Annotated in this window: 14 protein-coding genes; 11 read left to right on the top strand and 3 right to left on the bottom strand. The window is 40.4% G+C overall.

Annotation, left to right across the window (positions count from 1 at the left end; translation table 11 throughout):
* The first annotated feature begins 165 nt into the window (after nucleotides 1-165).
* The 10 genes from C825_RS21170 to C825_RS21125 all read left to right on the top strand — a co-directional run bounded on the left by C825_RS21170 (nucleotide 166) and on the right by C825_RS21125 (nucleotide 11,471).
* On the top strand, nucleotides 166-1,443 hold the full coding sequence (locus tag C825_RS21170; RefSeq protein ID WP_010800069.1) for a nucleotide sugar dehydrogenase: 1,278 nt from the start codon (nucleotides 166-168) through the stop codon (nucleotides 1,441-1,443).
* A gap of 35 nt (nucleotides 1,444-1,478) precedes the next feature.
* Nucleotides 1,479-2,645: a glycosyltransferase family 4 protein gene (locus C825_RS21165; RefSeq protein ID WP_010800068.1), complete on the top strand. Its 1,167-nt coding sequence runs from the start codon at nucleotides 1,479-1,481 to the stop codon at nucleotides 2,643-2,645.
* A gap of 2 nt (nucleotides 2,646-2,647) precedes the next feature.
* The gene (locus C825_RS21160) at nucleotides 2,648-3,886 is read left to right on the top strand and encodes a glycosyltransferase (RefSeq protein WP_010800067.1); all 1,239 of its coding nucleotides are present in this window, start codon (nucleotides 2,648-2,650) and stop codon (nucleotides 3,884-3,886) included.
* 309 nt (nucleotides 3,887-4,195) lie between these two features.
* Nucleotides 4,196-5,287, top strand: a complete 1,092-nt coding sequence (locus C825_RS21155; protein ID WP_010800066.1) for a polysaccharide biosynthesis protein — start codon at nucleotides 4,196-4,198, stop codon at nucleotides 5,285-5,287.
* A 25-nt stretch (nucleotides 5,288-5,312) separates the two neighbouring features.
* Nucleotides 5,313-6,515 carry a capsular polysaccharide biosynthesis protein CapF gene (locus C825_RS21150; protein ID WP_010800065.1) on the top strand — a complete coding sequence of 401 codons (1,203 nt, stop codon included), beginning with the start codon at nucleotides 5,313-5,315 and terminating at the stop codon, nucleotides 6,513-6,515.
* A gap of 8 nt (nucleotides 6,516-6,523) precedes the next feature.
* A complete protein-coding gene (wecB, locus tag C825_RS21145; RefSeq protein WP_010800064.1) occupies nucleotides 6,524-7,684 on the top strand; it encodes a non-hydrolyzing UDP-N-acetylglucosamine 2-epimerase in 1,161 nt (386 codons plus the stop codon).
* 113 nt (nucleotides 7,685-7,797) lie between these two features.
* Nucleotides 7,798-9,042, top strand: a complete 1,245-nt coding sequence (locus C825_RS21140) for a glycosyltransferase family 4 protein (RefSeq protein WP_010800063.1) — start codon at nucleotides 7,798-7,800, stop codon at nucleotides 9,040-9,042.
* 11 nt (nucleotides 9,043-9,053) lie between these two features.
* The gene (locus C825_RS21135) at nucleotides 9,054-10,040 is read left to right on the top strand and encodes an NAD-dependent epimerase/dehydratase family protein (protein WP_010800062.1); all 987 of its coding nucleotides are present in this window, start codon (nucleotides 9,054-9,056) and stop codon (nucleotides 10,038-10,040) included.
* A 3-nt stretch (nucleotides 10,041-10,043) separates the two neighbouring features.
* Nucleotides 10,044-11,045 (top strand): MraY family glycosyltransferase, encoded by a 1,002-nt coding sequence (locus C825_RS21130; protein WP_010800061.1) that lies wholly within the window; start codon nucleotides 10,044-10,046, stop codon nucleotides 11,043-11,045.
* Between the two features lie 3 nt (nucleotides 11,046-11,048).
* On the top strand, nucleotides 11,049-11,471 hold the full coding sequence (locus C825_RS21125; RefSeq protein ID WP_010800060.1) for a WbuC family cupin fold metalloprotein: 423 nt from the start codon (nucleotides 11,049-11,051) through the stop codon (nucleotides 11,469-11,471).
* Nucleotides 11,472-11,572: 101 nt separating this feature from the next.
* On the opposite strand, the gene C825_RS21120 is transcribed toward C825_RS21125, so the two are convergent.
* The 3 genes from C825_RS21120 to C825_RS21110 are packed head-to-tail and all read right to left on the bottom strand — an operon-like array spanning nucleotide 11,573 to nucleotide 12,825.
* Entirely contained in the window at nucleotides 11,573-11,881 is a 309-nt protein-coding gene (locus C825_RS21120) for a hypothetical protein (RefSeq protein ID WP_010800059.1), read from the bottom strand.
* 26 nt (nucleotides 11,882-11,907) lie between these two features.
* Entirely contained in the window at nucleotides 11,908-12,363 is a 456-nt protein-coding gene (locus tag C825_RS21115) for a glucosaminidase domain-containing protein (RefSeq protein ID WP_010800058.1), read from the bottom strand.
* A gap of 12 nt (nucleotides 12,364-12,375) precedes the next feature.
* Nucleotides 12,376-12,825, bottom strand: a complete 450-nt coding sequence (locus C825_RS21110) for an HU family DNA-binding protein (RefSeq protein WP_007657245.1) — start codon at nucleotides 12,823-12,825, stop codon at nucleotides 12,376-12,378.
* A gap of 244 nt (nucleotides 12,826-13,069) precedes the next feature.
* Between C825_RS21110 and C825_RS21105 the strand changes: the two genes are divergently transcribed.
* A complete protein-coding gene (locus tag C825_RS21105; RefSeq protein WP_007657246.1) occupies nucleotides 13,070-13,291 on the top strand; it encodes a DUF4248 domain-containing protein in 222 nt (73 codons plus the stop codon).
* Nucleotides 13,292-13,470 lie beyond the last annotated feature (179 nt).

Genomic DNA, 13,470 nt, shown 5'->3' with positions numbered 1-13,470 from the left:
TCGTTGTATGAGTTCTGTTTGGGAAGAGAGAGGGCACGATGAATGCAGGAGATATTTTGCTTGTGATTATCACGTTGGTTTGCTGTTATGTGATTTACTTGCTATCGGAAAAACACACGGCTAAGCTAAAGTATTCTATTAAGGAAATAATAAATTCATAAAAATATGCAGACAAAAAAAATTTGCGTGATCGGTCTAGGTTACGTAGGACTTCCTTTAGCCCGTCTTTTTTCAACGAGGTTCGAGACGGTCGGTTTTGACATGAGTCAAGCACGTGTGGATGCCTTGAATGGAGGGCATGACGCTACATTGGAAGTGGATGATGAATTACTTCAGGCCGCTTTGGCAAATGGATTTCGTTGTACGACTTGGTTGGATGATATAAAAGATTGTAACTTTTATGTGGTGGCTGTCCCCACTCCTGTGGATGAGAATAACCGTCCTGACCTCCGTCCATTATGGGGTGCGAGTGAGACGGTGGGGAAGGTAATCTCCAAAGGGGATATCGTGGTGTACGAATCAACTGTTTATCCGGGTGTAACGGAAGAGGAATGCCTTCCGGTTGTAGAGAAAATCTCAGGTTTGAAGTTTAACAAGGATTTCTTTGCCGGTTATTCGCCGGAACGTATCAATCCGGGGGACAAGGAACATACGGTGGAGAAGATAAAGAAGGTTACTTCGGGATCTACTCCGGAGATAGCGGACATTGTGGATCAAGTGTATAACACAGTCTTGATAAATGGAACTCATAAAGCACCAAGTATCAAGGTGGCAGAGGCGTCGAAGATTATCGAGAACTCGCAGCGAGACGTGAATATTGCTTTCATGAATGAGTTGGCTAAGATCTTCAATGCAATGGGTATCGATACGAATGACGTGATTGAGGCGGCCGCTTCCAAATGGAATTTTATTAAGTTGAAACCCGGTTTGGTGGGTGGCCACTGTATTTCGGTGGATCCTTATTACCTGATTCAAAAGGCGCAAGTATATGGGGTACTTCCCCGTGTCATGTTTGCTGCTCGTCGGTTGAATGATGGTATGGGGGAGTATGTGGCGCATCAGGTAATCAAGTTGATGAACAAGAAAGGCGTTTTGGTAAAGAACGCTAAAATCCTTTTGTTAGGAATTACCTTCAAGGAAAACTGTCCAGATATACGCAACACAAAAATTGTGGATATTTATACTACATTGTCCGAGTACTCTAAGTGTATTACGGTCTATGATCCATGGGCTAACCCAGTACGAGTAAAACATGAGTATGGTATTGATATATGCGATGTTCCGTTAGATGAACTAGAAGGTCAATACGATGCGGTAATCTTGGGGGTAGCCCATAAGGAATTCAAGGATATGGATGTACGTTCTTTCTTGTCAAATGATAATGGCGTGGTCTATGACGTGAAAGGTGTCATGGATAGAAGTGTGATAGATGGTAGGTTGTAAAGGGATAAGGATATTGAATATTCGAAAAAATTGATATGAAGATTGTGCATTTATGTATGGCAGGTCCATATACCCAAGGTTACTCTTATCAAGAAAATATTTTACCGAAGTATCATGTTAAGTTGGGGTTTGATGTTACCGTATTAACATCTATGCAAACAATGGATGCGGCAACTTCTACAATAAAAGAGATACACGCTAAACAACCAGTAATTTTTGAGGAGAATGGATTTAAAGTGGTTCGCATACCTTTTAAAGAAAAGGTTCCTAAAGTAATTTCAAGAAGGTTTCGTATGTATGCGAACTTTTTTACTTATTTAGAAATAGAAAAACCAGATATAATTTTTACTCACGGAACTTGTTTTGTTGATTCTAGACAGCTAGTCAAATATCTAAAATTGCATCCCAAAGTGATTTGTTATAGTGATTGTCATACTGATTATTATAATAGTGCCAGAAATTTTCTTTCAAAGTATATTTTACATGGTATTGTTTGGAGATATTTCTCACATTTATCTGAACCATATATAAAAATGTGTTTTGGAACTACACCTTGGCGTTGTGACTTCATGCATGAAATGTATGGTTTTCCTCTTCAAAAATTGAAATGTATTCCTATGGGAGTTGATGATGACAATATTCCTAGTTATGAAAATGCAAGAAGTTATGTGAAAAGTAAATTCAACATCAAAGACTCCGATTTTCTCATTGTCACAGGTGGTAAAATTGATGAAGCAAAGAATATACATCATTTAGGTTATACCATAAGAAAAATGGAGAATCCCAATGTGAAATTACTGATTTTTGGGAGTATCGTTTCTACTATGGAGGACAGTTTTGAACCGTTAAGATGTTGTCCCAATATTATATTTGCAGGATGGTCTGATGCTACTCAAGTCATGAATTATTTAAGAGCATCAAACTTATGTTGTTTTCCAGGAACTCATTCTACTATGTGGGAACAAGCTGTTGGTGTGGGTATTCCTGCAATTTACAATGATTGGGGTAAGTCTATGCACCATTTAAATATTAACGGAAACTGTATTTTCATTGATGGTAAAAACGAAACAGCGATTGCTGATACAATCAGAGGGTTAATTTTTTCAGATAAATACCAAAATCTGAAACAAAAAGCGGAAAAGGCTTCTATTCATTTTAAATATTCAGAGATTGCTAAACAATCAATAGAAATGAATTTTTAGATATGTCAAATAAAATTCTTCTTCAAATCAATGCCTGCCGGAACTATGGATCAACAGGTAGGATCAATGAACAAATAGGATTGTTAGCTGAACAAAATGGCTGGACAAGCTATATTGCTCATGGTTCAAGGTATGTGAATCCATCGAGATTAAAAAGTATACAGGTTGTTTCTAAATTAGAGGAATATTGGCACGCGATTGAGACTAAAATATTTGATAACCATGGTTTGTCTTCAAGAATTGCTACTAGAAGATTTATAAAGAAGATAAAAGAAATAAATCCGACTATTGTGCATCTTCATACGATTCACGGTTATTATATTAATTATAAAATTCTTTTTGATTATTTGTCTAAAGCAAATATACCTGTGGTTTGGACGTTGCATGATTGTTGGAATTTTACTGGACATTGTGCGCATTTTGATTTTCATGGTTGCGAAAAATGGAAATCTGGATGTTATGAATGTCCATTGAAGAAGGATTATCCGGGTTCTTTTGTTCTTCAAAATAGTAAGAGGAATTATCTTTTAAAGAAATTTTTTTTTACATCTTTATCTGATCTTACTTTAGTGCCAGTTAGTAATTGGTTGGCTAATTTGGTGAATGAATCTTTCTTTAAAGATTGTCCTAATATTAGGATACAAACAATTTATAATGGGGTGGATATTGATGTTTTTAAGCCTGAATCCTTTGTGGTGATAAAGTCATTGAAAGAGCGATTGGGGATATCCGAAAAGAAAGTGTTATTGGGATGTGCAGTTCCATTCGGTGTAAAAAAAGGATATGGAGACTTTTTGGAGTTAAGAGAGAAATTGGATGATTCCTATGCAATTGTAATGGTTGGAGTATCCCAAAAACAAAAGGAAGAAGTTTGTTCTAAAGGAATAATAGGGATATCAAGAACTCAGAATGTTCAAGAATTGGTTAATTATTATTCCATGTCTGATTTATTTATGAACTTAACATATTCAGATACATTCCCTACGACTAATCTGGAATCATTGGCTTGTGGAACACCTGTTTTAACATATGATACAGGAGGCAGTGTTGAATCTGTTGATGAGCGAACTGGTGTTGTGGTGAAGAAAGGAAATATGAATGTATTAGTAGAAACTATTAAATTGTTTACATCAAAGTTAAAAAACTCGGATGCTTGTAGAAAAAGGGCTGTTTCGTTGTATGACAAACGTGACAAATACCAAGAGTATATTGATTTGTATGAATCAATTTTAAAGAAGTAAAGCCTTTTGAGAGTTTGATAACAAAATTTTGGGAGACATGGTGGTACTCTAAACGTTTTGGCTATGATGTACGTAATCATTTTCAGTAACGGAAGAGGAAGGTCGTGAGATATTTAAACAGGTAGCTGAATTCTTGTGTATATCGGAGTCAGAGCTACAATTCTATCTCAATATGCCTCTTGTGAAAGGTTGTGAATATAAGCAAGGGAATAGTTGGTTGATTAATCTTGGCGTGAAAATAATGTTTGCGCTAGGAAAAGAAAAACGAGTAAGGAAATAGATTTGCATTGTCCTAAGTTAAATACAATCATGTCAATTTTTAAAGATAAAGTCCTGTTGATCACAGGCGGTACCGGCTCTTTTGGGAATGCCGTGCTTCGTCGTTTCTTAGATAGCGACATCAAGGAGGTTCGTATCTTCTCTCGTGATGAGAAGAAGCAAGATGATATGCGTCATTTCTTGCAGGCACAACGCCCGGAGGTGGCTCATAAGGTGAAGTTTTTTATTGGGAATGTGCGCCAACGGGAGGCGGTGGATTTTGCGATGGATGGAGTGGATTATGTGTTCGCAGCTGCTGCCTTGAAGCAGGTACCGAGTTGTGAGTTCTTCCCGATGGAGGCTGTTCGTACAAATGTGGAAGGGACAAATAACGTATTGCTTTCCGCTATCGCTCATGGGGTTAGTAATGTGGTGGTGCTCTCCACGGATAAAGCGGCTTATCCAATAAACGCCATGGGGATCTCCAAGGCGCTTATGGAAAAGGTTGCGATTGCTCAAGGGCGTGCCTTGGGTAAGGATGCCAAGACTACGATTTGCTGTACTCGCTATGGGAATGTGATGGCCTCTCGGGGTTCCGTAATTCCTTTGTGGGTGGAGCAGATGATGGATGGTAAGCCTATAACCATCACTGATCCGGAGATGACGCGCTTTATGATGACACTGGATGATGCGGTGGATTTGGTGGTTTATGCTTTTACCCATGGAGAAAATGGAGATCTTTTTGTGCAGAAAGCTCCTGCGGCTACACTTTCTACCTTGGCTATGGCTTTGAAGGAGATCTATACTAAGGTAAATCCGAAGTATGGGGAGACCGAGGTGAAGGTGATCGGAACCCGTCATGGCGAAAAACTGTATGAGACGTTAGTGACTCGTGAGGAGATGGCGAAGTCGATCGATATGGGGAATTATTATCGTATCCCTTGTGATAACCGTGACTTGAATTATGATAAGTTCTTTACCGAGGGTAACGAGGTGGTTTCTACTATCGAGGATTATCATAGTCATAATACCGTTCGTCTGGATGTGGAGGGCATGAAAGAGCAGTTGATGCGCTTGCGTTTTATCCAAGAGGATCTGGGGGTAGTGTCTGGCTCCAAAGGTCGTGAAATCCGTAGTGAGTAAGTAATACAAAAGAACAGATATTGTAATGAAAATTCTTGTTACCGGTTCCCAAGGATTCGTGGGGCGGAATCTAGTATCCCAATTGAGGAATATTCAGGAGGGGAAGGCGAGATGTTATGGCGACTTGACAGTGAGTGCTGTCTATGAATATGATATAGATTCTACTCCGGAGGAGTTAGAGGTTTATTGTCGTGATTGTGACTTTGTGTTCAATTTGGCGGGAGTGAACCGTCCGCAAAGCCAAGAGGAGTTTATGCGAGGTAACTTTGGTTTTGCCTCTACGTTGCTCAATACCTTGAAGATACATCATAATAACTGTCCTGTGATGATTTCCAGCTCTATCCAGGCTACGTTGGCAGGACGTTTCGGCACTTCCGAATATGGTAAGAGCAAGAAGGCGGGTGAGGAATTGATGTTCGAGTATGGTAAGGAGACTGGTGCTAAAGTATTGGTGTACCGCTTTCCGAACCTTTTCGGTAAATGGTGTCGCCCGAACTATAACAGTGCAGTGGCTACCTTCTGTCATAATATAGCGAACGACTTGCCTATCATGGTGAACGATCCTATGGTAGAATTGGAACTGCTTTATATTGATGACTTGGTGGAGGAGATGATCGCAGCCTTGAAGGGGAAGGAGCATCGTTGCGAGTTTGATGGAGTAGAGACTGTATTGACTGAGGGGGGGCGTTATTGCGCTGTCCCGATCACGCATAAGGTGAAACTGGGTGAGATCGTGCGTTTGCTGGAGGAGTTCAAGAGTCAGCCCGCTACGTTGGTCGTACCAGAAATTCCGTATGGCAGTTTTGCTAAGAAGTTATATAGTACTTTCCTGAGTTATTTACCCAAGGAGAAAGTATCCTTTCCGTTGAAGATGAACGTGGATGCTCGTGGTAGTTTTACCGAACTGTTCCGTACCAAAAACTGTGGACAGGTGAGTGTCAATATCTCTAAGCCCGGTATCACAAAAGGTCAGCATTGGCACCATACCAAATGGGAGTTCTTTATTGTGGTTTCCGGTCATGGCTTGATACAGGAGCGTAAGATTGGATCGAATGAGGTAATTGAGTTTGAGGTGAGTGGAGAGAAGATCGAGGTGGTACATATGTTACCAGGTTATACGCACAATATCATAAATCTTTCCGATACGGAGGATTTGGTGACTGTGATGTGGGCAAACGAAAGTTTTGATCCAGATCGTCCTGATACTTATTTTGAACCTGTAAAATAAGAAAGATTATGGCTGCATTTAAGAATAATGGAAAACTGAAGTTGTTGATTATTGTGGGAACCCGGCCGGAGATTATCCGGTTAGCGGCGGTAATAAATAAGTGTCGTAACTATTTTGATGTCGTATTAGCTCATACCGGGCAGAATTACGATTACAACTTGAATGGGGTTTTTTTCAAGGACTTGAAATTGGCCGATCCTGAGGTTTATCTGAATGCTGTAGGCGATGACTTGGGTGCTACGATGGGCAATATCATCGATAAGAGCTACAAGCTAATGGTGGAGATCAAGCCGGATGCTGTATTGGTATTAGGGGATACCAACTCTTGCTTGAGTGTGATCGGTGCGAAACGTTTGCATATTCCTATTTTCCATATGGAGGCGGGAAACCGTTGTTTTGATGAGTGTCTGCCGGAGGAAACCAACCGCCGTATCGTGGATATTATCAGTGATGTGAATATCTGCTACAGCGAGCATGCCCGTCGCTATTTGAACGCTAGCGGTGTAGCTCCGCAACGTACCTATGTCAGCGGGTCACCAATGGCAGAGGTGTTGCATGAAAATTTGGCCAAGATTGAGGCGAGCGATGTGCATCAGCGTTTGGGCTTGGAGAAGGGTAAGTATATTCTGTTAAGTGCCCATCGAGAGGAGAATATCGATACCGAGAAAAACTTCACCTCTCTTTTTACGGCTATCAATGCTATGGCAGAGAAGTATGATATGCCTATCCTTTACAGTTGCCATCCTCGCAGTAGGAATCGGTTAGAGAAGAATGGTTTTCAGTTGGATAAGCGGGTGATTCGTCAGGATCCTTTGGGATTTCATGATTACAACTGTTTGCAGATGAATGCTTTTTGTGTCGTTTCGGATAGCGGTACACTACCGGAGGAGAGCAGTTTCTTTACGAGCGTAGGTTATAGTTTTCCGGCTGTTTGCATCCGTACTTCTACTGAGCGTCCGGAAGCGTTGGACAAAGGGTGTTTCATTTTGGCGGGTATTAATACCCATGACCTGTTGCAAGCTGTGGATCTAGCCGTTGAGATGAACCTGAATGGCGATAACGGTTTGCCTGTGCCTAATTATACTGATGAGATTGTATCTACTAAGGTGGTGAAGCTTATTCAGAGTTATACGGGTGTGGTGAACAAGGTGGTGTGGAGGAAGGAGTAGACATACACAAGTTAATAGGTTTCCGATCATACTGGTAAGGCAGATGTTTGTGGGGCAATTCCACTAACCGGAACAAATAAGAATATAATGGGGCATAAAAATAAGTTTACATAATGAAGAATAATAAAAAGAAGATTTTAATACATTCTTTGATCTTCAGTCCTGATGGTGTGTCAACTGCTTATTTGTACAATGATATCGCACAGACTTTCAAAGATGCAGGTTATGAGGTGGTAGTATTATCTACTACTCCCCATTTTAATGTGTTGAGAGAGCGGTTGGCAGAGCAATCTTTGAAATGGGGATATTGGGGATTGTTTAAAAAGAGTGTGTATAAGGGTATTCCTGTTTATCATGTGCCGCAGAAGAAATTTAAGAGTACTTTACTTAGATTGATTGGATTTATATACTGGCATGTTATTTCATTTTTTGTGGGACTCTGTATTAAAAATGTAGATGTTATTCTTTCTCCATCTCCTCCTTTAACTATTGGTTATTTAAATCTGTGGCTGGCTAAATTGAAAGGGTGCAAGGTGGTATATAATGTACAGGAAATTTATCCTGATATCTTAGGGAAGAAAGAAGGGTTGGTTTATTCTGTATTGAGTAAAATGGAACGCAAAGTGTATAATGACAGTGATGCAGTTACCACCATTGATCAAGTATTTTATAATACGATAGAAAGTCGATTTAAAGACAAAGGAAAATTGCATATCATTCCTAATTTTGTAGATACAGATTTGTATCAGTCGGAAGTGTCTACTGATTTTCTGGATAAATCACTATTTCCGGATACGGATAGTATTAAGTTATTGTATGCCGGAAATATTGGTCTTGCGCAAGATTGGGAAACGTTAGTGAGATTAGCAGAAAAAACACGCAGGTTAAATATTGAATATTTTGTGATTGGGGAGGGGGTAATGAAGTCGTATGTGGAGGAAAAAAAGAAAGATTTGAATCTAGTAAAACTGCATTTGCTTCCTTATCAATCCAGACTTTTGATGCCTGCTATTTTAGCTTATAGTGATGTTCAATATATTTTTATGACTCCAAAGATGGAGAAACAGGGGTTTCCTTCAAAAGTTTATACGATTATGGCCTGCAGTAGGGCTTTATTAATTAGTTCGGGCAAAAATACTCCGATTGTTAATTTTTTGGAGCCTGTAGGTTGTGCCAAGTTGGTGTGTGATCTTGACTTAGAAAGGAGAACAGATGAAATGTTGCGGTGGTTGGCTTCAGTATCTCGCAAAGAGCTTAAGCAAATGGGAGCCAAAGGCGAGAAAATAATTCATGAAGGATACACTAAAAAGATTGTAGTTCAGAAATACGTGAATCTGATAGGTAAATTGCTGAAATAATAATTGTGAGCATGAATATTCTTATAACAGGAATCCATGGTTTTGTTGGCTCTAATTTGGTTTCTGCTTTAAAGAAAAAGCATCAAATTTACGGATTGGATATTGTTGCGGCTGAAAAGGATGGGGTGATAAATACTTTTTCTTGGGATGATTTGGATAAGGAAATGCCGGAATTTGATGCGGTGATTCATTTAGCCGGAAAAGCACATGATACTAAAAATAAAAGTGCGGCGGAAACTTATTTTAGAATTAATACAGGGTTGACCCAACGAATTTTTGACTGGTTTTTAGTACAGTCTTCTATTAAGAAATTTATTTTTTTTTCTACAGTGAAAAGTGCGGCGGATTCTGTACAGGGAGGCATACTGACTGAAGAGTGTGTGCCTATTCCCATAGGACCTTACGGGGAAAGCAAAATTCAGGCTGAGAATTACATCATCGAAAAGTTTGTACCGGAAGCACTGGATAATTTATATCATGCTTTTGGGGACAGTTCTGTTTATCCTGATAAACAGGTGTATATTATGCGTCCTTGTATGATTCATGGTCCAGGAAATAAAGGAAACTTGAATTTGCTTTATAATGTAGTAAGTAAGGGAATACCTTGGCCGCTTGGAGCTTTTGAGAATCACCGTTCATTTACTAGTATACAGAATCTCTGTACTGTGATAGAAGGTCTCTTGACTCAAAAGGTCGTGAGCGGTATTTATCATATGGCTGATGATGAAGCATTATCTACCAACGAATTAATCGAAGTGATTTGTGAAGTGTTGGGCAAGAAAGCCAATATCTGGTGCATCCCTAAAGGAGTGATGAACGTGATGGCAAAGATTGGTGGGTGGTTACATCTTCCACTCAATCCGAATCGAATGCAAAAGCTGGTAGAGAATTATGTGGTAAGCAATGCTAAAATAAAAAAAGTATTAGGGTTACAAAAGATGCCGGTATCTGCAAAAGAGGGATTGACTTATACTATTCTTAGCTTTAAAAAACGATAAGATATGAACAGCTTATTTTATGTGCTGATTTTCATATTGCTATTTCTGGCGGAACTTTTTTATTTCCGCATTGCGGATTGGTGTAATATTATAGACAAGCCTAACGAGCGTAGTTCGCATACATCGGTAGTGTTACGAGGAGGTGGTATCATTTTCTTGGTCGGCATTTGGATGTGGAGCGTTTTCTTTGGTTTTTCCTATCCATGGTTTCTTGCGGGGTTGACTTTAGTGACTGGTGTCAGTTTCGTGGATGATATCCGGAGTTTGCCCGATTCGATACGATTGGTGGTACAGTTTTCGGCGGCAGGTTTGGTGTTTTATCAGTTGGATATTTTACATTGGAATTTATGGTGGGTAGTTTTGCTGGCATTGATTGTATACGTAGGTATCACTAACGTATATAATTTTATGGATGGTATAAACGGAATAACTGCCGGTTATTCGTTGGCTGTATTGGTACCGTTGATGTTGTTGAATGGAACAGGTGAGTTTGTGGAACCTGCGCTAATTGTTGTGACATTGCTGAGCGTACTTGTGTTCTGTTTTTTTAACTTTCGGCCGAAAGGAAAGGCGAAATGCTTTGCTGGAGATGTAGGTTCTATAGGGATCGCTTTCATCATTTTGTTTGTGCTGGGACGTGTGATTGTTGAAACACGGGATGTGACATACCTCTTGTTACTAGTAGTGTATGGAGTGGACGCTTGCCTGACTATCATGCATCGTATCATATTGCGTGAGAATCTGGGAGAGGCACACCGCAAGCACGTATATCAACTAATGGCGAATGAGTTGAGGATTGGCCATGTAAAAGTGACGATGTTCTACACAATGTTACAGTTAGCGGTTTCTCTGATATTTATTTATGTGGTACCTGATACAGCAGTGGCTCATTGGATGTATTTGGCTGTAGTTGTAGTGGTATTGACATTGGGGTATCTGGTATTTATGAAGAAGTACTATTATTTACATGAGGAATATTTGGCTTTGATTTTAAAAAAGAATTAAGATATGTTTTTAGACAAGCGTTTATTGGATGATTTATTGAAGAAGGCTGCTGAATCTTCTCGTCTCAGAGTTAACTATGATTTACGGAATTCATCAGCAGACACATCACAGAGGATGTTGAACGCTTTGGCAGTGGGGACGGATGTGCCTATCCATCAGCATGTGAATACGGCGGAAACTGTGATTTGTTTACACGGACGGTTAGAGGAAATTATTTATGAGGAGTTGGAGGAATTTGTGCCGGATTCCACTTCTTATATTGTAGATATGACTCGTAAGAAGAGTTTCAAGGAGGTCACTCGCTATTTACTGGCCCCGACAGAAGGAAAATACGGGATGCAGATTCCGGCAGGGGTATGGCATACTGTTTGTGTGATTGAACCATCAGTGATTTTTGAGGCCAAGGACGGGGCATATGTAGGGTAATATTTGGAGCACGGATAACACGGAATATCGCGGATAAAATTGATAAACAATATTCAATCGGTGTGTTCTGTGTTGTCCGTGTTCCAATATATAGTTCCTATTTATGCGGTAAATACTTTATATAACCCTCCGATCAATCCTCCGGCCATCAAACAATATCCGGCAATATCTATCGGTTCGACATATTTTCCCCAGTCACCCTGGACGAGAGTGAGAGTATCGCTCCGATTGCTGTCAGCGTCACTTCCGTCTGTTTCATTAGGAGAGACAGGAGGGTGATCGCCATAAGGAAGAGGACGAGGGTAGGGATCAGGACAGGGGCAGTCACCGGCTGCCGGTTTTTGCTTGCGGGGAAAAATGATCCGGGCAAGCTGGGTGAGGAAGGCGAGGATCGTTTCAAGGTACTTCATGTTAATTGAAAATTATAAATTGAAAATTAAAGGGAGGAACCGATTAACTTTTCGATTGTCCGACTGATCGAGACTAGCATTCGCCGGTAGGCTTCGCGGTTGTCGCCGTTTACTTCGCTGATGTATTTGCTGTAACCGATTTTGAGGGCAAAGGCAGCTGGTTGGTAGCTGACGTCGGCCGCATCGGTGTAGGCGTGGCGGAGCAGGCGGGCATAGTCCATGAAAGAGTGTAACGGGTCGGGATAGGTACGGAAGGAGAGGGAGTTGGTGCTTAGTTGCACGGAGGTCCCGGTCCACCAGACGTTCTTTTTCCCGTAAGCGGTGATACCGAAAAAGTTATGATGTTGCAGGCAAAGATCACTTTGTCCCCAACCGGTTTCGATAGCCGCTTGTGCCAGGATAACAACCGGATTGATCCGGAAAGCTTCCCCGGCCTTTTGGGCCAGGGGAAGATACTTGGTGATAAAATCCTTTTTGGTCATGGCAGTAGGGGGTTATTCGATTTCCGGTCTGTCGCTGCCACCTTCTCCGTTCTTTTCTTCCGGGTCGGAGAACGGGTCGAGACGGTCGTAACTGGCTTCGGAGATCAGCTGGCGTAACATGGCACCGGGAGTGAAAACGATGCGAGGTTTCTTGAACATCATAGGGTCGAAATCTTTCAGGGTTTTGGATCCTTTGCTGCCGGCTACCATACGGAAATTGCCGAATTCACCCATCTGGATCACATTACCGCTCTCGAGCAGCATGCAGAGAACATAAATCAGACCGTCGATAACCAGCTCTACTTCACCGGCTTTGGCGGTGCAGTAACCAGATACCAGTTTACACAGTTTTTTGAAAGAGGTCTTTTCCATCGAGCGGATCTGACCGTAATACAATTGAGCGCCTTGGGCGGCCCCTTTGCTCATGTCCTTTTTGAGGACGATTCGATACTTTAATGGCATAGCTTTTTAATTGAAAATTGATAATTGAAAATTGAAAATTATTGGTGATTCAGGAGGGGATTAACCGGTGTTTTCCCTTGAATTCATTACAAAGATATGGTGGGGACATAGGCTGAATGATCCGAATGGGACCGAACGGGCATTTAGATGCATTTTTTGTTGAATTTATTTGATTATATAGTTGTTATATCCGAATTTATGTGTATATTTATAGGGTAATAAAACAACTTAAAATCATCTTATTATGGAAGAACTATTTCAACAAAAAACTTTTGGATGGCAGGAATTGGCTATCCTTTATGCTCCAGGATTAACACCCCATTCAGCCTCGAGAAGACTTACACGTTGGGTAATAATAAACAAAGAATTGTACGATCGTCTGATTCGTTCAGGATGGATTAAAGGAACTCGTATCTTGTCTCCTTTACAGGTCGCAATTATTGTGGATTTTCTGGGCGAACCATGATGTTTGCATATGTAAAAAAAACAATTGTTTCTGATTTCAAAAACAATTGTCTTTACTTGCAAATACAATTGTTTTTGTAACTGAATACAATTGTATTTTGTTTAACCAATCAATTTTAATAATCGAAACGCATAAAAAGAAAGACTCTCTTTTCTTTTATTCTTATATATAATGTAGGG

Source organism: Parabacteroides sp. ASF519 (genome assembly GCF_000364265.2).
Lineage (GTDB): Bacteria > Bacteroidota > Bacteroidia > Bacteroidales > Tannerellaceae > Parabacteroides > Parabacteroides goldsteinii.
Note: the sequence above shows the minus strand (reverse complement) of the source record. Positions and strands in the feature narration are given on the sequence as shown.